This is a genomic window from Metasolibacillus sp. FSL H7-0170, assembly GCF_038593115.1.
Classification (GTDB): Bacteria; Bacillota; Bacilli; order Bacillales_A; family Planococcaceae; genus Metasolibacillus; species Metasolibacillus fluoroglycofenilyticus.
This window is the reverse complement of sequence record NZ_CP151964.1, coordinates 1,625,387-1,649,538: the sequence shown is the minus strand read 5'-3', so window position 1 is coordinate 1,649,538 and position 24,152 is coordinate 1,625,387. Positions and strand designations below refer to the sequence as shown.

General features: G+C 38.6%; 28 protein-coding genes. 21 read left to right on the top strand and 7 right to left on the bottom strand.

Annotated elements, in window-relative coordinates:
- The first annotated feature begins 632 nt into the window (after positions 1–632).
- The 5 genes from MHH70_RS07835 (at position 633) to MHH70_RS07815 (ending at position 5,246) form a co-directional block, all read left to right on the top strand.
- Complete coding sequence (locus MHH70_RS07835; protein WP_066166172.1) at positions 633–1,307, top strand: GTP pyrophosphokinase family protein; 675 nt, start codon at positions 633–635, stop codon at positions 1,305–1,307.
- The gene (locus tag MHH70_RS07830) at positions 1,304–2,101 is read left to right on the top strand and encodes an NAD kinase (protein ID WP_066166175.1); all 798 of its coding nucleotides are present in this window, start codon (positions 1,304–1,306) and stop codon (positions 2,099–2,101) included. The genes MHH70_RS07835 and MHH70_RS07830 overlap by 4 nt, the downstream gene beginning before the upstream one ends.
- 11 nt (positions 2,102–2,112) lie before the next feature.
- The gene (locus MHH70_RS07825) at positions 2,113–3,024 is read left to right on the top strand and encodes an RluA family pseudouridine synthase (protein ID WP_342472983.1); all 912 of its coding nucleotides are present in this window, start codon (positions 2,113–2,115) and stop codon (positions 3,022–3,024) included.
- A gap of 461 nt (positions 3,025–3,485) precedes the next feature.
- On the top strand, positions 3,486–4,862 hold the full coding sequence (mgtE, locus tag MHH70_RS07820) for a magnesium transporter (protein WP_066166181.1): 1,377 nt from the start codon (positions 3,486–3,488) through the stop codon (positions 4,860–4,862).
- Between the two features lie 48 nt (positions 4,863–4,910).
- The gene (locus tag MHH70_RS07815; protein WP_342472982.1) at positions 4,911–5,246 is read left to right on the top strand and encodes a hypothetical protein; all 336 of its coding nucleotides are present in this window, start codon (positions 4,911–4,913) and stop codon (positions 5,244–5,246) included.
- 88 nt (positions 5,247–5,334) lie between these two features.
- Here MHH70_RS07815 and MHH70_RS07810 read toward each other — a convergent pair whose 3' ends face one another.
- Positions 5,335–5,835: a CotY/CotZ family spore coat protein gene (locus MHH70_RS07810; RefSeq protein ID WP_066166187.1), complete on the bottom strand. Its 501-nt coding sequence runs from the start codon at positions 5,833–5,835 to the stop codon at positions 5,335–5,337.
- Between the two features lie 357 nt (positions 5,836–6,192).
- On the opposite strand from MHH70_RS07810, the gene MHH70_RS07805 reads away from it, so the two are divergent.
- The 6 genes from MHH70_RS07805 (at position 6,193) to MHH70_RS07780 (ending at position 8,871) form a co-directional block, all read left to right on the top strand.
- Positions 6,193–6,591: a YhcN/YlaJ family sporulation lipoprotein gene (locus tag MHH70_RS07805; protein ID WP_066166190.1), complete on the top strand. Its 399-nt coding sequence runs from the start codon at positions 6,193–6,195 to the stop codon at positions 6,589–6,591.
- The gene (gene spoVAC / locus MHH70_RS07800) at positions 6,591–7,046 is read left to right on the top strand and encodes a stage V sporulation protein AC (RefSeq protein WP_066166193.1); all 456 of its coding nucleotides are present in this window, start codon (positions 6,591–6,593) and stop codon (positions 7,044–7,046) included. The genes MHH70_RS07805 and spoVAC overlap by 1 nt, the downstream gene beginning before the upstream one ends.
- Complete coding sequence (locus MHH70_RS07795; RefSeq protein ID WP_107942161.1) at positions 7,040–8,035, top strand: stage V sporulation protein AD; 996 nt, start codon at positions 7,040–7,042, stop codon at positions 8,033–8,035. The genes spoVAC and MHH70_RS07795 overlap by 7 nt, the downstream gene beginning before the upstream one ends.
- A gap of 9 nt (positions 8,036–8,044) precedes the next feature.
- Positions 8,045–8,407, top strand: a complete 363-nt coding sequence (gene spoVAE, locus MHH70_RS07790; protein WP_066166199.1) for a stage V sporulation protein AE — start codon at positions 8,045–8,047, stop codon at positions 8,405–8,407.
- Positions 8,408–8,472: 65 nt separating this feature from the next.
- Positions 8,473–8,610 carry a YjcZ family sporulation protein gene (locus MHH70_RS07785; RefSeq protein ID WP_066166202.1) on the top strand — a complete coding sequence of 46 codons (138 nt, stop codon included), beginning with the start codon at positions 8,473–8,475 and terminating at the stop codon, positions 8,608–8,610.
- A gap of 12 nt (positions 8,611–8,622) precedes the next feature.
- Positions 8,623–8,871 (top strand): stage VI sporulation protein F, encoded by a 249-nt coding sequence (locus tag MHH70_RS07780; protein ID WP_066166205.1) that lies wholly within the window; start codon positions 8,623–8,625, stop codon positions 8,869–8,871.
- A 165-nt stretch (positions 8,872–9,036) separates the two neighbouring features.
- Here the strand turns inward: MHH70_RS07780 and MHH70_RS07775 are convergent, their stop codons facing one another.
- From MHH70_RS07775 to MHH70_RS07765, 3 genes are all read right to left on the bottom strand, one after another.
- Positions 9,037–9,465 carry a GNAT family N-acetyltransferase gene (locus MHH70_RS07775; protein ID WP_066166208.1) on the bottom strand — a complete coding sequence of 143 codons (429 nt, stop codon included), beginning with the start codon at positions 9,463–9,465 and terminating at the stop codon, positions 9,037–9,039.
- Positions 9,466–9,469: 4 nt separating this feature from the next.
- Positions 9,470–9,982: a 2'-5' RNA ligase family protein gene (locus MHH70_RS07770; RefSeq protein ID WP_066166211.1), complete on the bottom strand. Its 513-nt coding sequence runs from the start codon at positions 9,980–9,982 to the stop codon at positions 9,470–9,472.
- An 86-nt stretch (positions 9,983–10,068) separates the two neighbouring features.
- Positions 10,069–10,788 carry an alpha/beta hydrolase-fold protein gene (locus MHH70_RS07765; protein ID WP_107942162.1) on the bottom strand — a complete coding sequence of 240 codons (720 nt, stop codon included), beginning with the start codon at positions 10,786–10,788 and terminating at the stop codon, positions 10,069–10,071.
- Positions 10,789–10,892: 104 nt separating this feature from the next.
- On the opposite strand from MHH70_RS07765, the gene MHH70_RS07760 reads away from it, so the two are divergent.
- From MHH70_RS07760 to MHH70_RS07720, 9 genes are all read left to right on the top strand, one after another.
- The gene (locus MHH70_RS07760) at positions 10,893–11,474 is read left to right on the top strand and encodes a phosphatidylglycerophosphatase A (RefSeq protein WP_066166086.1); all 582 of its coding nucleotides are present in this window, start codon (positions 10,893–10,895) and stop codon (positions 11,472–11,474) included.
- Between the two features lie 181 nt (positions 11,475–11,655).
- On the top strand, positions 11,656–12,306 hold the full coding sequence (locus MHH70_RS07755) for a thermonuclease family protein (RefSeq protein ID WP_107942163.1): 651 nt from the start codon (positions 11,656–11,658) through the stop codon (positions 12,304–12,306).
- 179 nt (positions 12,307–12,485) lie between these two features.
- A complete protein-coding gene (isdC, locus tag MHH70_RS07750) occupies positions 12,486–13,142 on the top strand; it encodes a heme uptake protein IsdC (RefSeq protein WP_235616001.1) in 657 nt (218 codons plus the stop codon).
- A 16-nt stretch (positions 13,143–13,158) separates the two neighbouring features.
- A complete protein-coding gene (locus tag MHH70_RS07745) occupies positions 13,159–14,913 on the top strand; it encodes an NEAT domain-containing protein (protein WP_107942164.1) in 1,755 nt (584 codons plus the stop codon).
- A gap of 128 nt (positions 14,914–15,041) precedes the next feature.
- Entirely contained in the window at positions 15,042–15,938 is an 897-nt protein-coding gene (gene isdE / locus MHH70_RS07740; RefSeq protein WP_342472979.1) for a heme ABC transporter substrate-binding protein IsdE, read from the top strand.
- Between the two features lie 12 nt (positions 15,939–15,950).
- A complete protein-coding gene (locus MHH70_RS07735; protein WP_066166077.1) occupies positions 15,951–16,916 on the top strand; it encodes an iron ABC transporter permease in 966 nt (321 codons plus the stop codon).
- Between the two features lie 4 nt (positions 16,917–16,920).
- Complete coding sequence (locus MHH70_RS07730; RefSeq protein WP_342472978.1) at positions 16,921–17,691, top strand: ABC transporter ATP-binding protein; 771 nt, start codon at positions 16,921–16,923, stop codon at positions 17,689–17,691.
- A gap of 12 nt (positions 17,692–17,703) precedes the next feature.
- Positions 17,704–18,441: a class B sortase gene (gene srtB, locus MHH70_RS07725; RefSeq protein ID WP_107942167.1), complete on the top strand. Its 738-nt coding sequence runs from the start codon at positions 17,704–17,706 to the stop codon at positions 18,439–18,441.
- Positions 18,442–18,662: 221 nt separating this feature from the next.
- On the top strand, positions 18,663–19,187 hold the full coding sequence (locus MHH70_RS07720) for a YceI family protein (RefSeq protein ID WP_066166068.1): 525 nt from the start codon (positions 18,663–18,665) through the stop codon (positions 19,185–19,187).
- A 125-nt stretch (positions 19,188–19,312) separates the two neighbouring features.
- Here the strand turns inward: MHH70_RS07720 and MHH70_RS07715 are convergent, their stop codons facing one another.
- Both MHH70_RS07715 and MHH70_RS07710 read right to left on the bottom strand, forming a co-directional pair.
- A complete protein-coding gene (locus tag MHH70_RS07715) occupies positions 19,313–19,792 on the bottom strand; it encodes a hypothetical protein (protein WP_066166065.1) in 480 nt (159 codons plus the stop codon).
- Positions 19,793–20,085: 293 nt separating this feature from the next.
- Positions 20,086–20,235 (bottom strand): hypothetical protein, encoded by a 150-nt coding sequence (locus tag MHH70_RS07710; RefSeq protein WP_195891646.1) that lies wholly within the window; start codon positions 20,233–20,235, stop codon positions 20,086–20,088.
- 192 nt (positions 20,236–20,427) lie between these two features.
- Here MHH70_RS07710 and MHH70_RS07705 point away from each other — a divergent pair, with 192 nt between their 5' ends.
- On the top strand, positions 20,428–21,816 hold the full coding sequence (locus tag MHH70_RS07705; RefSeq protein WP_342472977.1) for an aldehyde dehydrogenase: 1,389 nt from the start codon (positions 20,428–20,430) through the stop codon (positions 21,814–21,816).
- Between the two features lie 637 nt (positions 21,817–22,453).
- On the opposite strand, the gene MHH70_RS07700 is transcribed toward MHH70_RS07705, so the two are convergent.
- Entirely contained in the window at positions 22,454–24,016 is a 1,563-nt protein-coding gene (locus MHH70_RS07700; protein ID WP_342472976.1) for a PAS domain S-box protein, read from the bottom strand.
- Between the last annotated feature and the right edge of the window lie 136 nt (positions 24,017–24,152).

Genomic DNA, 24,152 nt, shown 5'->3' with positions numbered 1-24,152 from the left:
GGCATACGCTCGTTGATTGGAGTGGAGGGGGCGACTCTATCGGGACAAAAGTGTAGAGAGGCTAAGGTCGCCACGTCCTGTGGCAACGCCTCCATGACCAACATCGTGTTGGCCCCGAGCTGAAAATCCATTTATTTCGGCGAATGCCGAAATAAATTAGTTGAAGCCGCACCCCGAGGAAAGCGTCCCCCGCAACGGAAATCAACGAATTTTTAGGTTTTCTTTGTGAAATAAAGGATAATCAACACGCCTGTTTTAGCAATGTTTTCTGCGATAAGAAATCGCAGAAGTACACTATTTTGTATCGAAAGTAAGGTGACAGATACAGAAATGGTTTATGGTGGGACGCATGCTGAATCATAGGAACTCAGTTTAAAAACATCGCCTTCTGCGATAACGACTAAGTGACCAACATTAAGTTGGCCTAAAGTCTCCGACGAATATCGGGGGTTCAGTGAAGGGTTCTTAAAAGGAAGTCAGCCGAAACCAGATTAAAGTTAGCCAAGGCGTAATGAATTAATTACTCATAATCAATAAATTCGATTGCATATATTACGATTTGTGTGGTAAATGAAAAACACGTAATGTATGGCTGAAATAGGCATGCTATTTCATATGAGGAGGTTGTTGTGATGGGCCAATGGGATGTTTTTTTAAGCCCTTATAAGCAAGCGGTAGAGGAGCTAAAAATAAAATTTAAAGGTATGCGCTCGCAGTTCAATATTATCGGCGCAAACTCGCCAATTGAATTTGTCACAGGGCGCGTAAAGCCTTTAGCAAGTATTTACGATAAATCATTAGAAAAAGGAATTGCATTTGAACCTTCTCAGCAATTAGCAACAGAGTTACAAGATATTGCAGGGCTAAGAATTATGTGCCAATTTGTCGATGATATTGCGACAGTAACTGAGCTGATTCGGCAACGAGTCGATTTGAATGTAGTGGAGGAAAAGGATTATATTACACATAGTAAACCGAGTGGCTACCGCTCACATCATATGATTGTCGAATATCCTGTTGAAACGATACATGGCAAAAAGGTTGTTTTAGCTGAAATTCAAATTCGAACATTGGCAATGAATTTTTGGGCTTCCATCGAGCACTCATTAAACTATAAATATAAAGGGGCTTTTCCAGAAGAAATTCAAAATCGCTTGCAAAGTGCTGCAGAAGCAGCATTTCGTCTCGATGAGGAAATGTCACAAATTCGCAATGAAATACAGGAGGCACAGGTATACTTCAGTGAAGTAAAGGAAGCGCCGAGTGTTAAGCTGCATGCTGAAAAAGATAAGGGGGTAAGTTCATGACATCATTTGCAATTCAATCACGTCGCGATGCACAGTCTAATGAGTTAATGGAGCTGGCGACATCGTATTTGCAAGATTTTGGGCTGGAGCTCAATGAAGAAGAGCCTGATATTGTTCTTTCTATTGGAGGAGACGGGACACTTTTACATGCTTTTCATCGCTATAAACATCGCTTAGACAAGGTTGCATTTGTCGGGATTCATACAGGGCATTTAGGCTTTTATGCAGATTGGAAGCCATCTGAATTGGAGAAGCTTGTATTGTCGATGGCGAAAAAGGATTTTAATGTTGTTGAATACCCATTGTTGAAAGTACATGTTCACCGTCATCAGTCAGAAACAAGCCATTATTTAGCTTTGAATGAGGCGACAATAAAATCACCTGATGTGACGCTTGTAATGGATGTTGAGTTAAATGGTACTCAGTTTGAGCGCTTCCGTGGAGATGGTCTATGTGTTTCGACACCATCTGGCAGTACGGCTTACAATAAGGCGTTAGGTGGGGCTATTATTCATCCGACATTACCAGCTTTTCAGCTAACAGAAATGGCATCAATTAATAATCGGGTGTTTCGTACGGTCGGCTCGTCACTTGTGTTCCCAGCACATCACACATGCGTATTAAAGCCAGTCAATAACCAACGCTTTAATATTACGGTTGATCATATTCAATTGTCAGAAGAGGATGTTAAATCAATTGCCTTTAATGTTGCTGAGGAGCGCGTGCGTTTTGCAAGATTTCGTCCTTTCCCATTTTGGGAACGCGTGCATGATTCCTTCATTTCAAATGAGTAGCTGAGGATTATATGGAAAATAGATTTGTATTACAGTTTGAAGCGCAAGAGGAAATGCTATTGCGTGAAGCGATTGCTTTATGGGGAATTTCGAAACGAGCATTAACGGCGATTAAGTTTGGTGGCGGTGATATTCTTGTTAATGGCGTTCGGCGCAATGTACGTCATGTAGTGGTAGTAGGAGATATTATTACGATTGTGTTCCCATTAGAAGAAGCGAGTGAGGGACTTGTGCCACAGCACGGCAAATTAAACATTGTTTATGAGGACGAGGCAGTGCTCGTTATTGATAAACCAGCCTATATGAGTACAATTCCCTCAAGGGAGCATCCAGAAAGTAGTGTAGCGAATTTTGTTCTCGGTTATTTACAGGAGCAAGGTCTTGCTTCAACTGTACATATCGTAACACGGCTTGATCGAGATACGTCGGGCTTGTTATGTATTGCAAAGCATCGACATATCCATCATTTAATGAGCGCATCACAGCAACAAGGGGATGTGATACGGCACTATGAGGCGATTGTTTACGGGCAAACGAAAAGCCAATCCATTATTGCACCAATCGGACGTAAAGAGACGAGCATTATTGAACGAGAAGTGCGTAAGGATGGACAGTTTGCACATACAGATGTTGAAGTGTTAGAATACGGTAGACTAAACGATTGCATCATATCACATGTTCGTTTAACATTGCACACAGGGCGTACACACCAAATACGTGTGCATATGGCTCATATAGGTCATCCGCTTGTTGGTGATGAGCTGTACGGTGGTGATAAGCGAGTATTAGATCGCCAAGCATTGCACTGTGTATCATTGACATTTTTGCATCCGTTAACGAAGAAACTGTTATCTTTTAGCAGTGAGTTACCTGAGGAATTGCGGAATTTATCTAGATTCAGTAAAAAACTCCCACCTTTATAGCAATGAGACAATATTTTAATTCAGTGGATGTACAAACTACTTGCTAACAAAGAGGAACTTAGTCAAAGGATATCGCCAACTGCGAGATACAGATTAGTTAATCGTTGGTACGTGTCGTGACGGTTTTAGGTTGACTTCCATGAGTTTGTTCAAAAAAGTCTGGACTAGAGTTAATCGAGGTGTAATTGATTAAAGAAAAACTAGCGTCTATCGGCTATTAGGGCAAGGATTTACTATGATACTAATTGTGAAAAATCCACGTAGATTCCAACGGTCTAACCGTATATCGAGGTGGATTTTTATCGTTTTATTTAGACTGGATGCAGTTGCTGTAGTAACTACCTATAGTAGTTGTAAAAAGACCCTACTATAATTGTAAAATTTCTATGTTATTTTTGAAATATTGATTTACGAACTTGCTATATTGCTTGTATGATGAACTTTGAGAGGAGGGGACAAGGATGGTAGAACAAAAACGCGAAAATAACGAAGTGCGCTATAATGAAGAATTTTTACAAATGCTTTTAATTGAACAAGAAATTGATGCTTTTCGTGAGCATTTTTTAGCACTTCACCCGTATGATCAAGCCCAATTTTATAAAAAGGTGGGACCAGACATACGTCAAACTATCTATTTATACTTGTCTCCCGAAGAAATGGCATTGATTTTTGAAGTAATCGAGCTAGAAGATGACGAGTACGAGCGATTTTTAGGTGAGATGGACCCTGCATATGGTGCATCGATGCTATCGCATATGTACACCGATGATGCGGTAGACGTATTAAATGAGCTGGACAATGAGCAGCGTGAGAGCTTTTTAGAAATGATGGATAGCGAAACAGCTGAAGAAATTAATGAACTATTAAGCTATGCTGAATATACTGCCGGGGCGATTATGACGACCGAGTATGTAACGATTCTAGAAAATTCAACTGTCCGTTCAGCAATGGCAGTGTTGCGCAATGAAGCGCCAAACGCAGAAACGATTTACTATATTTTCGTAGTGAATGACCAGCATCAATTGGCTGGTGTCATGTCGTTACGTGATTTGATTATCGCGGATGAGGATACGCTTATTCATAATATTATGAGCGAGCGCGTCGTGTCGGTAAAAGTAGGCGATGACCAAGAGGACGTTGCGCAAATTATGCGTGACTATAATTTCTTAGCAATTCCTGTTATAGATGATAATAATGAATTACAAGGAATTATTACAGTCGATGATATTATCGATGTTATTGATGAAGAGGCTTCTGATGACTACTCTAAGCTAGCCGGTATTTCAGATGCGGACGATATTGATGCAGGTCCATTTAAAGCGGCGGTGACACGTTTACCATGGTTAATCGTGTTATTATTTTTAGGAATGTTTACAGCAAATTTAATGGGGCAGTTTGAGGCGACATTAGAGAAGGTAGCATTACTCGCTGTCTTTATTCCGCTGATTTCAGGGACGTCTGGTAATAGTGGCACGCAGGCATTAGCGGTTGCGGTACGTGGTATTGCGACAGGCGAGGTGAATGAGCAAAGTAAGTTAAAGCTGCTCATGAAGGAGTGCTTAACAGGTCTATTAACAGGCTTAGTTTGCGGTCTAACTGTTGTGGCGATTATTTTCTTTTGGAAGCATCAAATTATGATTGGCTTATTAGTTGGCGCAGCTATTTGCTGTTCCATTTTAGTAGCCACAGTAGCGGGATCATTTATCCCCTTACTAATGCATAAGTTAGGCATTGACCCAGCTGTTGCCTCAGGGCCATTCATTACAACATTGAATGATGTAACGAGTATTTTAATTTATTTAGGCTTAGCGACGACGTTTATTAATCAAATTTTGTAACAAAAAATATTTACTATGCATATCGTATGAAAAAAAGGTGGGCGATTGTTGATGAAATATCAACCACTGCTTTTCATCAAAACACCGTCTTATGCGGTTGAACTAACAGCGGCTAAACAGCAAGGACCAGAGCTAGAGGAGAGCACCTCAATTTATGAAAAGCCACTGCCAAATAATATTGTTAATTCACTGATTGCACATCAACTGCGCTTTTTCGCACGACCAGTTGCAAAAAATCGCATGTTGCTTGTCGTGCTTAAAAATGGCGAGCGTCTTATCGGTACGATAGAGCATTTGAATGGGATAGATGTTGTTATGAAAGTATTTGAGCAAAAAATTATTGTCAATGCGAATGATATTGCGACAATACACGCAACGAGATAGAAAAAGGCATGAAATCAAATTTGGTTTCATGCCTTTTTTTGTAAGTAAATTGTTTGGGTGCCAGGCACGCAAACAATTTACACACAATTTAGTTACAAATTCCTAGGTTTACATCGGCAACACATTGTACAGCACAGAAGCAGTTTAAGTCGACTGTAATACAGCTATCTGTCACTGCGTAGTTTGTTACATCACAAATAGCGCGCAATGACACGGCAGTGCCGTCGCTATTTAATAAATCAACTGTATCTCCACCACGATCTAAAGGCATTAATACTCGTAATGTCGCACAGCAATCATCGAATACATCTTCTACACGGAAGAAGACAGATGCGCAATCCATGCAGTCTTCAGCACTAAATGTTGCAACAAATGGCGTTCCGAATTTTGTTAAAAGCATAAATACCCTTGTATCCACTGAAGATCTACCAGGGCTAACGATGCCGCCTAAAGGCTCTAAAAAGCAATTTGTTGTACAACGAGAGCATTCTTCACGAACTGATTGATTTTGAATATCTAAAATCGCACGAACTACTTCACAAACGCAACCATTACTCGAGCTTGGGCCAATATTTTTACCACAACCCATACTCTTTCACCTCCTAATTTAAGTTCTCTCTACAATATGAGTAATTTGCCAAGGGAACAGGGCGTTCGCATAGAAATGATTGCCTAGATTTTGAATAAAGCAAAAAAAATATGCCCATACTAGATAAAGTGAAACCACAATTCTTGGGAGAAGCACTACTTCCTAAGAATTGTTCGCTTTCCCAATCGGGATTTTACGGGCAGATAATTACTTAGCTAGCTATCTCGTTAATAAAAGTCTACAGGCGGGAGTTTTGTACCTGTCACTTCACTTTTGGAACAAAATAAGATTACTGCCCGTTAATGCGGGACAAATGAATTCATAAGTCTATCTACAATTTGAAAAGGGAGGCATGTAATGGTAAGGCGATTTTTAAGCGTTGGAATATGTGTGTTCTTACTATCTGCCTGTGGCGCAAAGGAACAGATTGTCGCATATGATGAGCAGGACGAAAAAACAATAGAGATTAAGCAAGAAATTGAGAAAATGAATAATATCCACAAAGCGAAAATCGTTGTTACTGGTCAGGATATCCTTGTGGCAATTGAAGTAAAACCATGGCAATCATTTAAAGAGCAAAAAATCGCACGCGAATTGCAAAAAAAATTAGAAGAAAAATGGTCACACTATGATGTACTTGTTTCTTCAGATTTTAAGTTGCTATGGGAAACAGATAAATTGATGTCAGAGGAAGACGAACAAAAGGTCAATGAAAAAATAGAGCATTTAAAAAAATTAGCGAAGGAGGAGACGTGATGAAAGAATCTCAATATGAAACGATTGAACAGCAGATGACACCGACCCCACCATATGCAATGAATATATTAAAGGCATTTTTCGTCGGTGGCATTATTTGTGTGATTGGACAAGCTATTTCCTTCTTTTATATGATTTTTTTTGATTTTACCGAAAAAACGGTAGGCAATCCAACTGTTGCGACAATGATATTGCTAGCGATGATTTTTACGGGCTTAGGACTGTACACAAGACTAGGGCAGTTTGCAGGTGCAGGTAGTGCTGTTCCCGTTACAGGCTTTGGCAATGCCGTTGTATCTGCAGCGATTGAGCATCGAACAGAGGGTTATGTGCTAGGTGTAGGGAGCAATATGTTCAAGCTAGCTGGCTCTGTTATCGTTTTCGGAACGGTGTCTGCCTTCGCTGTAGCTTTAGTGAAAACGGTACTGGTTATGCTGGGGGTTGTCTCATGGTAATTTTGTTTCAGACGAAGCCAGCATTATTAGCGGGCGCTGCGGCAGTTGGCCCGTTAGAGGAAAAAAGCGTCTTTCGCTCTTATTTTGATATGATAGCCGATGATGAACGCTTTCAAGAAAAAACGAATGAACAAGGACAGAAGCGCCTAATTATGAACACCTGTCAGCTTGTTATGGACAAGGCAAAGATAAAAAATTTAGATGTCGATTATTTTTTAAGTGGTGATTTAGTCAATCAAATGACACCAACTAACTTTGCAGCGCGAGAATTAGCAGTATCTTTTATCGGGATGTTTTCAGCTTGTTCGACATCCGTTTCGTCCGTTATTATTGCTGGTTTATTAACGGAATTAGGGGCGTCGAAGCTTGCAATTGCTGGTGCTTCTAGCCAACATAATGCAACCGAGCGTCAATTTCGTTACCCAGTTAATTACGGTGCGCAGAAGCCTGCAACTGCACAGTGGACAGTAACCGCAGCAGGCTATGCGTTGGTCGGTCCGCATCAACCAGACTACCCCTATATGGTAGCAGCAACAGTAGGAAAGGTGATTGATTATCACGAAACAGATCCATTTCATATGGGGGGAGCAATGGCTCCTGCGGCTTACGACACAATTAAAAGACATTTACAGCATAGAAAACAGAAAATAAGCGATTATGATATGGTGATGACAGGGGATTTAGGGAAAATTGGGCTAAAGCTAGTAAAAGCGATGTTAGCTGAGGATGGTATTAAAAATGACGAGCTACAGCTAATTCGTGATGCTGGCGCAGAGTTTTATGGAGACGACCAGGCATTTCAAGCTGGAGCAAGTGGGGCAGGGTGTTCAGCCGCTGTTTATTATAGCTATGTATTAAGTCAATTTATGACAGGACGCTTTAAACGAGTCTTACTTGTAGCAACAGGTGCTCTACTATCTCCGCTGTCCTATCAGCAAGGAGAAACGATTCCATGTACAGCACATGCGATTGAAATTGCGATGAACTGAGGGAGAGCAATGTATACTTTTATATTTGCATTTTTAGTTGGTGGCGCTATTTGTGTGATTGGTCAGCTATTAATGGATGTGGCCAAGCTAACGCCGGCGCATACATTATCCATATTAGTTGTAGCGGGCGCCATTCTAGATGGATTTGGTTTATATGAGCCACTTATTGATTTTGCTGGTGCTGGTGCAACGATTCCAATTACTTCATTTGGCAATTCGTTAACACATGGTGCGCTTGCAGAGGCCGAGAAGCACGGCTTAGTTGGAGTCGTGACAGGGATGTTTGAAGTGACGAGCTCAGGTATTAGCGCAGCGATTATTTTCGGGTTTATCGCGGCACTTATTTTTCATTCAAAAGGAAAAGTGAATTAGGGCATTTACCCCTCCTATGACAGTTGGCTTAGCATAAACTACACTGTAGAAAGGAGGGGTTATTCATGTCTGGATACGGATGGAATCAATGTGGCAATGTACAGCCAGGCTATTGTGGAGGCGGCAGCGGCTATGGTTCAACATTTGTGTTAATCGTTGTATTATTTATTCTACTAATTATTGTTGGTACTGCATTTTATTAAGGAGGGCGAGTAATGGACAAAAGTTTTTTTAAACAGTTCGAGCGTAAAACGGGTGTTGAAATGGATGAAGTGTTCGCATTAGCTCGCGCCATACAATATGCAGACTTTACAAGTGAAAAACAAGTAAGGAAAATTGTACAAAAAGTAAGCAAAGTAGCAAAGCGGAAAGTATCACCACAGCTAGAAGAGCAAATTGTGCAGTCCATTATAAAGGATGGCAAATCACTAGATTTGAGTAAAATCGAGCGAATGATGCGTTAGACTGCTATCTAAAAAAGAAGGCGTCCAAAAACCGTGCAGTTGCTGGTATTTTGGACGCTTTAATTGGTGTTTAGATAAATGTTTGCTTATTGCTCCTAAGCAAAAACATCATAAAAAAGCGTCAGAACAGCCGGCAACTGCACGGCTGTTCTGACGCCCCCTTTGTTAAATCGATTTCTCCATCGCGCGATGCGGAATACCTGCATCTAAAAACTCAGGAGAGGTTACTGTGTACTGTAATTTCTCATAAAACGGAATTGCATAGCTTTGTGCATTCAGTTTCAATTTTTTCCAGTTTTTCTCTTTAGCTACTTGCTCGATATGCTCCATTAATAAAGCGCCTAGTCGTTTTCCGCGATATTCGTTTAATACGCAAACACGCTCCACTTTCCCCACTAATGGCTCGTATTCTCTTAGACGAGCCGCAGCGATTGTTCGTTCGCCCTCCGTCACGATAAAATGATAGGATGTTTTATCATATTCATCTAATTCAAGGTGGATAGGTACCCCTTGTTCTTCAACGAACACTTTTTTGCGGATATCAAACGCACGCTGTAATTGTTCTTCAGATATTGCAGAATGTACTTCAAACATTCGGTTACTCAGCTCCATTTAAACTAAATGATTCGACGATTTCCCATTTACCGTCCTGTTCTTTTAGTAGATGAATTTGCTGAATTTCTTCTTGTACATCAACACCAGACATGCGCAATTGACCTAAAATATCATCGTGTTCAGATGCTGTTAGTTTTTGTGCAATAGTAATATGTGGCACAAAAACATGCTTTTGCTCACCGAAAGCAATTTTCTCCTGAATTGCATTTTGAATATTTGTTAATTGCTCTGTAGGTTCGATGCGGAAATAAATCGCATTCGTAGTAGGGAAAAACGAGCTAATGCGTGATGCGTGAATTTTTAATGGGGCAAAATTTGACGCAATTTCCGTTAATTTTGCAACGATGTCTTGTACTGCACTCTCATCAGCCTCAAACGCATCCTTTAATGTCATATGCGGAGCGATTTGTGCATAATGTGGGTCATAACGTTTACGATAATTATTCGCTAAATCTTGTAAGTTTTTAGAAGGAAAAGCAACAATACCATATTTCAAATTCATAACCTCCTGGAATAATTCGATTTTTTTCTCTTAATAAGTATAACAGAAATTGTTTCTTTACTACATTTATTACGCCGTTTTTATCCGAAATTTTCTATAAGTGCTCGTCTTAAGTCTGGTTTCCAATATTTCCATGTATGATCACCGTCAAATTCTTCATAAAATGTATTGAAGTTTTTTTCAAGGAATAATTGATGAAGCGCCCTATTCGGTGTTAGAAAATCCTTTATTTCTTTGCTTGTCGTAACGACTTTGTCTTCACCTTTACCGATAATATGATAAATTGATATTGCGCTATAATTTGTAGCGTTTGCTACTGCTTCTAGTACAAGCTCATCAACATATGGCGATTGCAAAATAGCCTTACAAAAAACGTTTGGATATTTTAATGTAGCCATTAGCGCGGCTGTTGCAGCCATTGAGTCACCAATCATGCCACGCGTTTGCCCAAGCTGAAAAGTCGCGTAATTTTCATCTAAATAAGGTACAAGCTCATGCGCTAAAAAGCGTAAAAATGCCTCATGTTGTTCACCAGAGGGGATATATTTTTTTTGGCGATCCGCGACATTTTTATATGGAACGCCTACAATAATTGTATTTTCCATCTCATAATTATCGATTAGTTCATCGGCGAGACGGGGAATGCTGCCTAATTGGAAATAGTCTTTGCCATCTGCTGCGATGAGTAGATTATACTTATATAATGGTGAATAATTTGCTGGAATATAAATAAGTAATTGCAGCTCTTCCTGAAGTGCCTCACTATAAAAATTGATATCTTTTACTGTTCCCTTATCCAAAATACTCATTCCTTCTCTAGTAAGATGTAACGAAATTGTATCATAATCACTACGAAAGGTGTAATATGGTGTAGGAAGAAAAAACATAAATAGAGGTGTAAATTATGCATAATCGAGCAGTTCGTGTTCATTCTGATAAAGTAACAGAAGCCACTTATTCTGCGTTAGAGCGCAGAGGAGTAAAGGTGGAGGATATTGCTGAAATCGTTTATGAAATGCAAAGTCTTTACAATGAAGGGCTATTAATGGAGCATTGCATTAGCTCTGTTGAGCGTGTATTGCATAAGCGTGAAGTACAGCATGCGGTATTAGTAGGCGTTGAGCTAGACGAGTTGGCCGAAAAGAAAATGCTATCAGAGCCCCTACAATCAATTGTAGAGTCAGATGAAGGATTGTTCGGTGTCGATGAAACAATTGCCCTTGGCTCTGTCTTTACGTACGGCAGTATTGCAGTGACGACTTTTGGTCATTTAGATAAGAAGAAAATAGGTATCATTGATAAATTGGATACAAAAGCCGGGAAATGTGTAAATACATTTTTAGATGATTTGGTTGCGAGCATTGCAGCGAGTGCAGCATCCCGTATTGCCCATCGAATGCGCGATTTGGAAGAGGAAGGCGAAACATTTGCAGCCATTCCACCGCAGAAGCTAGGTCCACAGCCGAAGACAAATACAGATATTTAACGAAAAACATTTAATATTAAACGACGCTATCTTCAATATAGGGAAGGTAGCGTTTTTCGTTGGAAAAGTGTTTATGTTTAAAGTGTAATTTTGAAAAAGCCTTTTTTCAGACATTTTTAACACCTAAAAAGTTTGGTAAAATAAAAGATATGCTAATTGAAGAAAGGGAATAATATAACTTATGAAACCAACAGATATTAAAACGCTTATTACGAGCGGAACTATTATTATAGCGGTCGCACTTTATTTAATATTTAGTCCAGAACCGCAGGACAAGACTACAAATGAAGTTAAGACGCCGCCACATAGTCAACAAGAAACAAATGAAACTGCGACAAATCATATTTCAGCACAATATGCCCAGCAAGTGACAGGAAATCAGCTACAGGAGATTAACTATTTATCAATTAATGATGGCGATACATTTAGCATAGAAATGAATGGTGAAAAGCATAAAGTTCGTTTATTAATGGTGGATACGCCCGAAATGAACTATGACAAAGGAAAACCGATGCCTTATGCAGAAGATGCTAAAGTGTTTACAGAAAATTTACTGAAAAATGCCTCGAAAATTGAGCTTCTATTCGATGTTGGACCAGAAACAGATAAATATGACCGTTTGCTCGCGTATATTTTTGTCGATAATGTATTATTACAGGAATCTTTATTGAAAAATGGCTTTGCAGTTATGCGCTATATTAACAAACCGAATAATACGCTTGAAGCAGAATTAAATGAAATTCAAGTAAGGGCACAGGATGCAAAGCTCAATATTTGGGCACATGAAGGCTATTTTGATGGCAAGCAATTTCATGAGGATGCTGTTCGCTAAATAAGTATGAGAGATGGCGATTATTTTTGACACAAAAGAAAATGCTAGTCAATCTATTTCGCCTTGGCGTAATCGATAATTTGACAATTCGATGAAAATAAAAAATCTAATTGAGAATTATCCTCATTTGTGTCATAATTGTAAAGGTACTAATTATTAGTAAAGGGAGGAATAGAGCTGTGAAAAAGCTTTTTCTAACTCTTTTTGTGCTTATGCTAGGGGTATTTATACTTGCGCCTAATTATTCTCATGCACAATTAGCTGATGGAACATACGATATTCAATATCAAGTCAATAAGCCAAGTAGTATTTCCGCTTCTATGGCCAATGATTATTTTTTAAAGCCTGCAAAGGTAATTATGAAAAATGGCAAAGCAACTGTGCAATTGACGATTAAAAATAGTGCATGGGTAACGGAGTTTAACCCGCCGAGTGGTGCGACAGTAATTAGCCAAAATGCCGCTGCTGATACGCGTGTTGTGCAATTTGCTGTAGCTAATTTGGGGAATCCTGTAACAGTGGCAATGAAAATCGATATTGATGATATTAATTATCATCACGGTTATAGCGTTGATTTTGTATTTGACGCAGCGGGTATTCCACAAGCAACGGAGCAAAATGCGCAAACAAATAAAGAATCTTCAAAGGCTGTTAACAATGTGAGTAAGACGCCAAGCTCTTCAAATGTTGAAGATAATGGAAATAAAGCTGACGGAACAGTAAGTGCTAGTGAAAAAGTAGAAAATCCACAAACAAGTGATTCTTTACCATATCTTTTCATCTTTATGCTTATTGCTTCGGTGCTTGTATTTTATAAAACAAAAAAAATGAATTAATTGGGGGAAATGTTAAATGTCAAAATTCCAATCTCGTTCTACAAAAATCGCGCTAGCTTCAGTGTTAGCAACATCTGCTATCGTGCCAGCAGTAGCGGCATCTGCTGAAACACCATCACGCTCTATGCCAGATGGTCAGTATACTATTGATTTCACAATTACAGATACGACACAGCAATTAGCGAAATACATTCAAGGACCAGCTACACTTATTATTGAAGATGGCAAGTATTTCATTCAGCTATCAGCGGATGCTACTGTGATGAACATGCTGACAAAAGTAGAAGTAGATGGCGTTAGCGTAATTAAAGAAGTAAATGGACAAAAAGTTATTTATATTCCTGTAGAGCGTCCAGGCGGTACAGTGAAGGGTGAGGGCGCTGTCGCAGTTGGTGGCAAAGAAATTCCAACAGCATTTGAATTAACATTAGACCCAACAACAATTAAAGCGCCTGAAGCAGCAGAAGAAGAAAAAGTAGAGTTTGTACCAGGTAAAACATTTAAGCAAGTAAAAGACGGTGAATATGCAATTACTTTTGATGCCTATGATCCAAAAACAAATAAAGGTGATTATGCGGCGATTACAAACCATCTTGAAAAAGATGCAAAATTAATCGTGAAAGATGGTAAGTACTCAGTAGAATTAACAGTTACGGAAAAAAGTAGCCCGATGATTGCTGGCTTAAAAGTAGCTGGTGCAGATGCAACATTAGTATCAGAGGAAGGGAAAAAGGTTTATAGCTTTACACTGAAATCAATTAGCGATTTAGTAGAAGCGGGAATTCATGTTGTTGTTCCTGCGGCAAATATGGACAAATGGTATGAGTTCGGCTTTGCTATCAATACAGCGAACCTTGATTTACCTGAAGTAACAGAGGAGCAGCCTGTAGAAGTAGGAGAAGAGCTTCCATTATACATTTATAAAGATAAAACAAACGAAATTTCTGTTATGTCGACGTATGTAAAGCCGACTGTTACAGTAACAGAAACAGCAAACGAATTCCTTGTAGACTTAACATTCGTACAAGGACAATACTTAAATAAATTTAACATTGAAGGCGCAACAATTGCAGATGAAAAAACTACGGAAGTGGATGGCAACACAGTGAAAATCTACACAATTGCTACAACAAACTTAGATGCTGTTTATACAGCAACAGTTGATGTATCAGTAGATGCTGGTCCTGTAAAATACGATTCAGTATACCCTGTACAATTGCAATTTGGTGGCAAGATAAATCCATTTACAGATATTACGAAATTAGGTGACTATGGTAATATCGTAACATTATATTCTATAGGTCTTTTCAAAGAAGCGGATAAATTCAATCCAAACGGAAAAGTGAAGCGTTCACAATTTGCATTAATGTTAAATCGTTACTTAAACTTAGATACAACTGCGAAAAATCCATTTAAAGATGTATCGAGCTTTGATGCAGAAACACAAAAGGCGGTAACAGCATTAAGCGATTACGGCATTATGAACGGCACATCTGCTACTGCATTTGAGCCAACAAAAGAAATTACACGTCAACAAGCGGCAGTTATTATTTACCGCGTTTTAGAGGGTGCAGGCTATAAAGCAACAGGGGCAAGCGTACCATTTAAAGATGTGACAACTTCAAATAAAGAAGCGTTGACTGCAATTGCTGAATTAAATGCATTAGGTATTATGACTGGGAATGAAGGCAAATTCAATCCAACGAATACTTTAACACGCAGCCAAATGGCAAAGGTGATTTTAAACACTCTTTATGTAGTAGAAAACTAGGAGCATAATGGGAAAGCAGGCTTCCTCTCGGATATATGAGAGGGAGCCCGCTGTTGTTATCTTGACTTGTGCGGGTGTCTAGCTACACCCGCACAAGTCAAGATAAAGCGGAAGAAAGGAAACTAAAAATGAAAAAATATATGCAATGTTTACTGCTTGTAGCAATACTGCTGCTTGCTGCTTGCGGTGGCAAAACGGCGGCTCCAGAGCAGCCACAAGAAAATAATAAAGAGAAGCAGCAACAGGAAGAGACACAGCGTATTGTAGCAGGGACAGTTGTTGTAGCAGATATTATGGACCGTTTAGAACTGGATGCTATTGCAATTCCAGATACTGTTAAACAATTGCCTGCTCGCTTTGATGGTTTACCCTCTATTGGAAATGCGATGCAGCCTGATATGGAAGTGGTTAAATCTTTAAATCCAACAGAAGTATTATCCGTCTCTACATTAGAATATGATTTAGCACCAATATTTGAGCAATTGCAAGTCCCTGTCGACTTTGTTGATTTAACGAGCATTGATACGATGCTCGCAGAAATTGAAGAGCTAGGCAAGCGCTATAAGCGCGTGGAACAGGCGGATGCGCTTGTTGACAAGCTGAAAAATGAAATTGCACAAGTGGAAAATGTGGCGAGTATGCATGAGCAGCCAAGCGTTCTTATTTTATTAGGTGTGCCTGGTAGCTATTTAGTAGCGACAGAACATTCATATGTGGGGGATTTAGCACGTAGAGCTGGCGCTGTCAATGTGATGGCTGGTCAGGAAGCTGAATATTTAGCCTCAAATACAGAGCATTTATATAATAGTAACCCAGATATTATTTTACGTATGGCACATGGGATGCCAGACGAAGTAATTAAAATGTTTGACGAGGAATTTAAAACAAACGATGTTTGGAAGCATTTTAATGCAGTGAAAAACAATCGCGTTTATGATTTAGAAGAAGAGCTGTTCGGGACAACGGCTGCGTTAAATGTACCGGAGGCATTACAGCAGTTAATTGAAATTTTTTATGAGCAGTAGAGGTGTTGTCAGGTGATGAAAAAAATAATAAGCACTGTTATTGTTGCTGCATTGCTAGTAATAACAGCTATTTTTGCTGCTACAACAGGCAGTATAAAAATGGGGTTTTGGGAATTTGTAGGGGCATTATTTGATACAAATAATGATACGATGGCAGCGATTCGTGATTTGCGCTTTCCACGTATTATTGTGGCAATTTTTGCAGGTGCAGCCCTATCAGTAGCAGGCGCACTATTGCAGGCAATTATGCGCAACCCACTTGCTGATGCAGGGGTCATCGGTATTTCATCAGGTGCGGCTTTTACAAAGCTATTTATTGTATCAATTGTTCCAACTTTATTTTTCATGACGCCGATTTTTGCTTTTATTGGCGGCGCCCTTGCTTGTTTTTTAGTGTTTGCGTTGGCATGGAAGTCAGGCTTAAATCCGTTGCGCTTGATTTTAGTAGGGATTGCCATCAACGCTATGTTTACAGGACTTACAGAGGCATTTATTAGCTTTGGCGGCTCTTTAAATGCATCGGCTAGCAGTGTGCTTGGCTCAAGCCTAGCATTTAAAACATGGGATGATGTGACGCTCATCGCTATTTACGGCTCGATTGGCTTAATTTTTGCGTTCGTCATGTATTCATGGTGTAATGTCCTAGCATTATCTGATAAAACGGCACAAAGTATTGGCTTTAATGTGACATTGGCACGTTTAGCAATTGCGGCAACTGCCGTATTATTATCAGCAATTTCAGTTGTTGTCGCAGGTGTTATTGCCTTTGTTGGCCTGCTAGTCCCACACATTGCCCGCCGCATTGTTGGACATGACCATAAAGTGCTATTGCCTTTTACAGCCTTGCTTGGAGCATTTATTATTTTATTAGCGGATACAATTGGGCGTACAGTCATTGCACCATTAGAAATCCCTGCATCAACCATTATGGCCATTATTGGTGGTCCGTTTTTAATATTTTTACTGAGAAAAGGGTGACACTGTGGAATTACAAAAAATTGTTGTATCACATGACGGTAAGAAGCAGCATTTACAAAATGTATCAACGTCCATTCAGCGCGGCAAAATTACAACGATTATTGGTCCAAATGGCTGCGGCAAGTCGACATTATTAAACGTCATGGCACGCAACCATTCTCCCCTACAAGGCACGGCACTATTAGATAATAAAGACTTAGTCAATTATAAGCCAAAGGAGTTTGCTCAAAAGTTTGCCATTGTTTATCAGCAAAACGATATTCCGCAAGATTTAACCGTTGAAAAGCTTGTTAGTTACGGGCGTATGCCCTATCATTCTTTATTAAAAAAGAATAATGTCGAGGATAATAAAGCAGTTGATTGGGCATTAGCCTGTACAAGTCTAGGCGAAAAACGCCATCATGATTTATCCGCGTTATCTGGTGGAGAAAGACAGCGCGTATGGATTGCCATGGCATTGGCACAGCAGAGCGAGCTTCTATGCTTAGATGAGCCGACGACGTATTTAGATATTTATTATCAGCTAGAGCTTTTAGAGCTAGTAAAAGAACTAAATGAAAAGCATGGTTTAACGATTGTGATGGTGTTACATGATATTAACCAAGCGATTCGCTACAGCGACCATATTATTTTAATGAGTGCAGGGCAGATTGTCGCAGAAGGAACGCCACGCGATGTCATTACCCAGCAAACGGTGAAACAAGTTTACGGTGTGGAGGCAATATTTCAAGAAGATGCTGCGCTTGGACTATATATGGTGCCAATCGGGATTTGAGGAGACAATCATATGAAGGTGAAAATAATAAGAGTCATTTGTATTATCGTCTTTATTATTTCCAGTGTAGGACTTATTCGTTTTTTTTCTAGCTATAAACAGGTGGAACAGGAGCTGCAGCAAATACAGGAAGTGTATGAGCAAGCGCAACAGGCGATGCCGATAGAGGAGGCTGCCATCAGCGCGAAATTTATCGAGCTACAAAAAATAAATACGGATATTGTCGGCTGGCTTCAGTTAAACGATTCGCAGTTGAACAATCCTGTCGTTCAAAACGATAATAATGAATTTTATTTGCAGCATAATTATGTAGGGGAAAAGAGTCGTGCAGGCAGTATTTTCATGGATTATCGCAATGATACAAATGCTAGGCATACGATTTTGTATGGTCATGTTATGCGAAACGGTACGATGTTTGGTGAATTAGCGAAATTTGCTAAGCAACATTATGCCGAGGAGCACCCCTACTTTGTGTATGAAACACCTAGTGCAACATATCACCTCGAAGTATTTGCAGCCTATGAAACGACAACGGATTTTTATTATATCGAAACGGAGTTTACAGAGCAGTCGTATGCCGCATTTCTCCAGACAATTCAACAAAAATCAGCTATTCATATGCCAGTTGATGTGACAACGAACGACAGAATTTTTACGCTTTCTACATGTACGACATCTCCAAATGATAATGAGCGCTTCGTCGTACATACGAAAATCGTAGCACAAAATAAGCATGAAAAAGAATCTTGAATTCGAAAGAATTTTCTTGACGTAGATGAAAGTGTGAATTATACTAAGTTACAAATAGTAAGTAATAAAGCTCAGCCATTTTACATATATAACTTATGTTGATTCAAAAAATTTGAATCAATGTTTAACATTTAAACAAATAGGATATATGTACGGATGTAGGCTGCTTTATTTTCATAACATATCTCGAAATCGAGATAAAAAACAGGAGGGTTTTTTCTATGGCAAACTGGACAGTAGACCAATCACACTCAAGTATCGGATTTAGTGTAAAACACATGATGGTATCAAAGGTAAAAGGCGCTTTTGATTCTTACTCAGCGCAAATCGAGGCTGCAGATTTAGCGGATTTATCAACAGCAAATATTTCGTTTGCTATTGATGCTGCAAGTATTAATACACGTAGCGAAGACCGTGACAATCATTTAAAATCAGCAGATTTCTTTGATGCAGAACAATTCCCGAAAATTACATTCCAATCAACTTCAATTGAAAAATCAGGCGATGATTACAAAGTAACAGGCGATTTAACAATTAAGGATGTAACAAAACCTGTAACATTCGATGTGGAATTCAACGGTAAAGGCACAAACCCTTGGGGTCAAGCAGTATACGGCTTTGAAGCAGAAACATCAATCAATCGTGAAGAATTTGGCTTAACATGGAACGCAGCACTTGAAACAGGTGGCGTACTAGTAGGAAAAGACATTAAGATTTCAGTAGAACTAGAAGTAAACCCAGCGTAATTAATGATTTTTTTCATAATAAAAGCTGTTCAGAAAGTAATACATTTTCTGGACAGCTTTGTTTTTAATTGATGCTAGCAATAAAAAATTATTTATTGCTAAGATTAGCCCTTTCAAAAAGAATTTTACTGTTTAAAGTCTTTTGCAATTGATGCTAAATCGCTATATGCAACAGTTGGAATTTTATCTAGACCAGCGCGATCGAATGTCATTGATAACGCGACATGATTTTTATTATTGACAGGCTGCTGCCAAATAAATGTGAATTCTGTGATTTGTGGGACATCACTTATTTTAATTAGCATGTTGTAGCTATCCTTTAACAATGTATCAAGTGACATAAACTCTGAGCTTTGCATTTCGACAATGACAATTTCTTCATTTGGTTTTGGGATTACTTGTATATCTAAAATCGCATTTTCTAGTTGTTGTTCCTTTGTCATAGCTTCAATTGCACGCATTGTGGCATAACCCGGCGTGTTTTCTAAAGCAATTTCTTCAACTGCCTGCTCAGGATTTTCCTTTTTAGAGGAAGAAAAGCCGGAAAGACCGACAATAATAAATAGCACGACTATTAATAAATAAAAGTTAACGAATTTTTTCATGATACTCATCCCTTATATTTGAAAAAATAGTAAAAAAGACCCCCGGCAATCCGTGCCGTCAATGGGGTCTTTTATGTGTATTAGTTGTTCCGACTAATACATTAGGTTTGGCACCTAGTGACACATTATAAGGGATTTTGTAAAAAAAATCAATTATGATAGGAAAGAGCTGAGGATAGCGACAATTCATTGTTACTATCGCAGCAGTACATACTTTCTTATAGACGCGAGGGCTGTCCAAAAAAGGTATATCTTTTTCCAACAGCCCCTTAATATGTTGAGGGGGGATTTTTTTATGATGTTTGAAGTTCCTCTTGCTGTAAAGGCGGCATAGTGAAATATAAAAAAGATTCATCTTCAAGTTCTAGTAGCTTTTGTTCATTAATACCGATTGATAAAGGTCCCGAAAAAATTGCTTCCCACCATGTTTCAGTAATAATCATTGAAATTGCCTCCTTGTCGATGTAAAAATAAATAATAGAATGCTTATCCTAAATTATTGTTCACTGTTTAAATTTCCCGAACAAGCCAATATAAAGTTATAATGAAGGAAAGTAAGCATTCGTTATAGTAGTTAATATGTGTGGCAATGATGAAATTATGCATAAAAATTAAAAATGGAAAGGAAGTTTTTTATGAATTTTACTGCTCAAGATGTAGAAAATATGATAACAGCACAGCGTAGCTACTATTTTTCACGCGCTACAAAAAATATAGAATTTCGCAAGCAACAATTAATAAATTTAAAAGAGACGATTAAAAAGTATGAAAAAGAAATTTTAGATGCACTAAAATTAGATTTAAACAAAAGTGAGTTTGAAGCATATGCGACAGAAATCGGAATTGTTTTAGATAGCATTTCACATATGGTGAAAAATATTGATGAGTGGACGAAGCCAGTTGCTGTTAAAACACCTGTTCATTTTCAGCCGGGAAAAAGCTATATTGTGCGTGAACCGTATGGGGTTGTTTTAATTATTGGTCCATTCAATTACCCATTCCAGCTCGTAATGGAGCCATTGCTCGGGGCAATTGTTGGTGGTAATACGGCAATCGTTAAGCCATCTGAAGCAACTATTCATACAACTAAAATTATAAAAAAAATAATTGCAGAAACATTTGAAGAACATTACGTGCGTGTAGTAGAAGGTGAGAAAAAGGAGGTGGAGGCGCTCATCCATGCCTCTTTTGACTTTATTTTCTTTACAGGTAGTGTGGCAACTGGAAAAGTAATTATGCGTGCTGCTGCCGAAAGGTTGACACCAATCGTACTTGAACTTGGTGGCAAGAGTCCCGCTATTATTGACCAAACAGCGAATTTGCAAGTAGCAGCAAAGCGCATCGTCTGGGGGAAATTTACGAATAATGGGCAAACATGTGTCGCTCCAGATTATGTGCTTGTGCACAGCTCTATTTATAAAAAATTTATTAAGATTTTAAAGCAAACGATTACTTCCTTTTATGGGGAAAATCCTCAGCAAAGCGATGATTATGGTCGCATTATCCACCTTGGTCATTTTGACAAGCTAAAGGCGATATTAGATGCTGATGCAGCACATATTACATTTGGTGGAACTGTAGACCGTGATGACTTATATATTGCACCAACAATTATTGAGGGTGCAGACTGGGATAGTAAAGTAATGGAGGATGAAATATTCGGACCGATTTTACCGATTATGGCGTACAATGATTTAGCAAATGCGATTCAGGCAATTCGTCGCCTGCCGAAGCCTTTAGCTGCCTATCTATTTACAGAAAACGACAATGCGCGTGAATATTTCTTAGAGGAGCTACCGTTTGGAGGAGGCTGTATTAATGACATTGTGTCACATGTAGGTAACACACATTTACCATTTGGTGGCGTTGGACCATCAGGGATGGGCGCTTATCATGGGCACGCAAGCTTTGAATGCTTCACACATCAAAAATCAATTTTACAGCGCTCAACAAAGCTAGCTACAAATATATTATTTCCACCGTATAAACAAAAGGTAAAGCTGATTCGCAAAGTGATGAAATAATATAATACATGTTGTAAAGAAATCGGGGCAAGTTGCAAATATATTTGAAAAGTCGCAAATAAATCGAGGCAAGTCGCAAATATATTTGAAAAGTCGCAAATAAACCGGGGCAAGTTGCAAATATATTTGAAAAGTCGCAAATAAACCGGGGCAAGTTGCAAATATATTTGAAAAGTCGCAAATAAACTGGGGCAAGTCGCAAATATATTTGAAAAGTCGCAAATAAAACGAGGCAAACTCCAAATATATGTGAAATACAAGAGTTTCACTTTAATAAGGGGCGTCTATTTGAAAAATAATAAACTAAGGCTTGTTTGGATTAACCCAAATGTATTTTGCTACTGCATGTTGTTTATAGGGCTTTCTGCCATTAATATGCAACAATCAGAGAAGATGAATGCATCTGCAATATGGATTCTGCTGTTATTATTGCTTTTACTCGTTTCACTGTTTGAGAGTCATCAATTACGCCTCGGCGTAATTGCGGCCAGATTTTTTTCGAACATGCTCGAAAAAGATCTGTGACACCCGCTGAATCAAAAGCAAGATAAGCATTCATCTCGCCGCTAAAGATAATATCCTTTTTATGAAAAACGCCGGAAAAGCTGTACTTTAGCAAGCTTTTCTGGCGCCTTCTTTAATTCTGTAATGGAATTTTAATAGTGATGGTTGTGCCGATATGTTCTTCGCTTTCAATAAGAATCACGCCACCATGCTCTCGAATAATTTTATTGGAAATCATCATACCTAAGCCTGTACCAGTAGCCTTTGTCGTATAAAACGGCTCGAATACATAATCGATTAAATGCTGTGGAATGCCCTCGCCCGTATCGGAAATTTTTATGTATGCAAAGCGTTCATCATTTTGACAAATAAGTGTAATAGTACCGTCCTTCTCAATTGCTTCGATAGCATTTTTGACAATATTAATAAACACTTGTTTAATTTGATTATTGTTGGCGTAAATAAATAGAGAATTCCTGTTAAAGTGCTGTATCAATTGAATTTGACACTGTTCTAGCTGTAATTCGAAAAACGTGGCGATGTCCTGCAGAATTTCTGATAAATCAAGTGTACTTTTTTGTTCAGCAAGTGGCTTGGATAGCACTAAAAACTCAGAAATAATTAAATCAATGCGTTCGATTTCAGATTGAATAATGCCTGTATATGCTTGGTATGGGGATTGTTGGTCCTCGTTCATCATTTGAATAAATCCTGATACAACCGTCATTGGATTACGAATTTCATGTGCGACACCTGCTGCAATTTCCCCTGCCAATTTTAATTTCTCTGATTGTAAAGCGAGTTTTTCATTTTCCTTTAAGTAGGAAATGTCTCGTGCAATAACTGAGACGGCTAACATATCTCCGTAAGAATTATAAATTGGTGCAAGCGATATTTGTGCATCAAATATGGAGCCATCCTTGCGCATATCCTTCGTTTCAAGCAGACGGAAACGCTCGCCCTGCAAAAGCTTTAAAAACCGATTATGTGCCGCTTCCACGTATTCAGGTGCTACGAGCTGAATGGACTGACCGATACATTCCTCTTTTGTCCAGCCATACATTTTTTCAAACGCTGCATTCACTTCAATGATTTTATTGTTTAAATCGAACACTGCCATCGCATCTTCGGCATGGTCGAAAAACAGTTTTAAATAGGCTTCTGTTGAAGAAAGTTCTAGTTGCTTCTCCATGTTTCTCTTTTCCTCATGAGACCAAAGTTTCTTGACGTATACAGTTTGTAATAAGCCAATGATACATAAAAATGATGTAAGAAAAATAAAGCTTTCAACAGGATGGGTAATGTTAATATTTGACTGCATATAGATGACAAGAAAGGCGATTTCTACTGCTGTAATGATTGCTAATAGCGTATTTATCACATGCGATTGATAAACATTGACGATAAGTAGTAAATATAAAAAGCTAAATACAAACAATAATTGACCGCTTTCAATTGTTAAAGCGATGAGTAATATATTCCATGCTAAAATTAAAAAAATTTGAACGATGCGCGCATGTACTTTTTTATAAAGTAAAAAGCCAATCAATAGGACATTCACAATAATATACAGTGTATAATTATGTGTAAGGTGCACAATATCAAATAAATGGAGCGCAATAAAAAAAATCGCAAAAATAAAGAGCGAGTAATATATAAATAAATTACGCTTATGTATGATGGTGAGTGGTTGCATAATATTCTCCTAATCATGTGCAAGTGTTGATAAAAATCGGGCTACATCTGTCTGTCGATATGCGCTAAAGTTTGATATGATAAAATAAAATATTGATTAGTTGGGGCTTTCTAAACCTCACTAATTACTAGTTTCG

What these genes read in the sequence shown, in the direction of transcription:
- MHH70_RS07835 (WP_066166172.1), top strand. Translation starts at nt 633, where the DNA reads ATGGGCCAATGGGATGTTTTTTTAAGCCCTTATAAGCAAGCGGTAGAG.
- MHH70_RS07830 (WP_066166175.1), top strand. Translation starts at nt 1,304, where the DNA reads ATGACATCATTTGCAATTCAATCACGTCGCGATGCACAGTCTAATGAG.
- MHH70_RS07825 (WP_342472983.1), top strand. Translation starts at nt 2,113, where the DNA reads ATGGAAAATAGATTTGTATTACAGTTTGAAGCGCAAGAGGAAATGCTA.
- mgtE (WP_066166181.1), top strand. Translation starts at nt 3,486, where the DNA reads ATGGTAGAACAAAAACGCGAAAATAACGAAGTGCGCTATAATGAAGAA.
- MHH70_RS07810 (WP_066166187.1), bottom strand. Translation starts at nt 5,835, where the DNA reads ATGGGTTGTGGTAAAAATATTGGCCCAAGCTCGAGTAATGGTTGCGTT.
- MHH70_RS07805 (WP_066166190.1), top strand. Translation starts at nt 6,193, where the DNA reads ATGGTAAGGCGATTTTTAAGCGTTGGAATATGTGTGTTCTTACTATCT.
- spoVAC (WP_066166193.1), top strand. Translation starts at nt 6,591, where the DNA reads ATGAAAGAATCTCAATATGAAACGATTGAACAGCAGATGACACCGACC.
- MHH70_RS07795 (WP_107942161.1), top strand. Translation starts at nt 7,040, where the DNA reads ATGGTAATTTTGTTTCAGACGAAGCCAGCATTATTAGCGGGCGCTGCG.
- spoVAE (WP_066166199.1), top strand. Translation starts at nt 8,045, where the DNA reads ATGTATACTTTTATATTTGCATTTTTAGTTGGTGGCGCTATTTGTGTG.
- MHH70_RS07785 (WP_066166202.1), top strand. Translation starts at nt 8,473, where the DNA reads ATGTCTGGATACGGATGGAATCAATGTGGCAATGTACAGCCAGGCTAT.
- MHH70_RS07780 (WP_066166205.1), top strand. Translation starts at nt 8,623, where the DNA reads ATGGACAAAAGTTTTTTTAAACAGTTCGAGCGTAAAACGGGTGTTGAA.
- MHH70_RS07775 (WP_066166208.1), bottom strand. Translation starts at nt 9,465, where the DNA reads ATGTTTGAAGTACATTCTGCAATATCTGAAGAACAATTACAGCGTGCG.
- MHH70_RS07760 (WP_066166086.1), top strand. Translation starts at nt 10,893, where the DNA reads ATGCATAATCGAGCAGTTCGTGTTCATTCTGATAAAGTAACAGAAGCC.
- MHH70_RS07755 (WP_107942163.1), top strand. Translation starts at nt 11,656, where the DNA reads ATGAAACCAACAGATATTAAAACGCTTATTACGAGCGGAACTATTATT.
- MHH70_RS07745 (WP_107942164.1), top strand. Translation starts at nt 13,159, where the DNA reads ATGTCAAAATTCCAATCTCGTTCTACAAAAATCGCGCTAGCTTCAGTG.
- isdE (WP_342472979.1), top strand. Translation starts at nt 15,042, where the DNA reads ATGAAAAAATATATGCAATGTTTACTGCTTGTAGCAATACTGCTGCTT.
- srtB (WP_107942167.1), top strand. Translation starts at nt 17,704, where the DNA reads ATGAAGGTGAAAATAATAAGAGTCATTTGTATTATCGTCTTTATTATT.
- MHH70_RS07720 (WP_066166068.1), top strand. Translation starts at nt 18,663, where the DNA reads ATGGCAAACTGGACAGTAGACCAATCACACTCAAGTATCGGATTTAGT.
- MHH70_RS07715 (WP_066166065.1), bottom strand. Translation starts at nt 19,792, where the DNA reads ATGAAAAAATTCGTTAACTTTTATTTATTAATAGTCGTGCTATTTATT.
- MHH70_RS07710 (WP_195891646.1), bottom strand. Translation starts at nt 20,235, where the DNA reads ATGATTATTACTGAAACATGGTGGGAAGCAATTTTTTCGGGACCTTTA.
- MHH70_RS07705 (WP_342472977.1), top strand. Translation starts at nt 20,428, where the DNA reads ATGAATTTTACTGCTCAAGATGTAGAAAATATGATAACAGCACAGCGT.
- MHH70_RS07700 (WP_342472976.1), bottom strand. Translation starts at nt 24,016, where the DNA reads ATGCAACCACTCACCATCATACATAAGCGTAATTTATTTATATATTAC.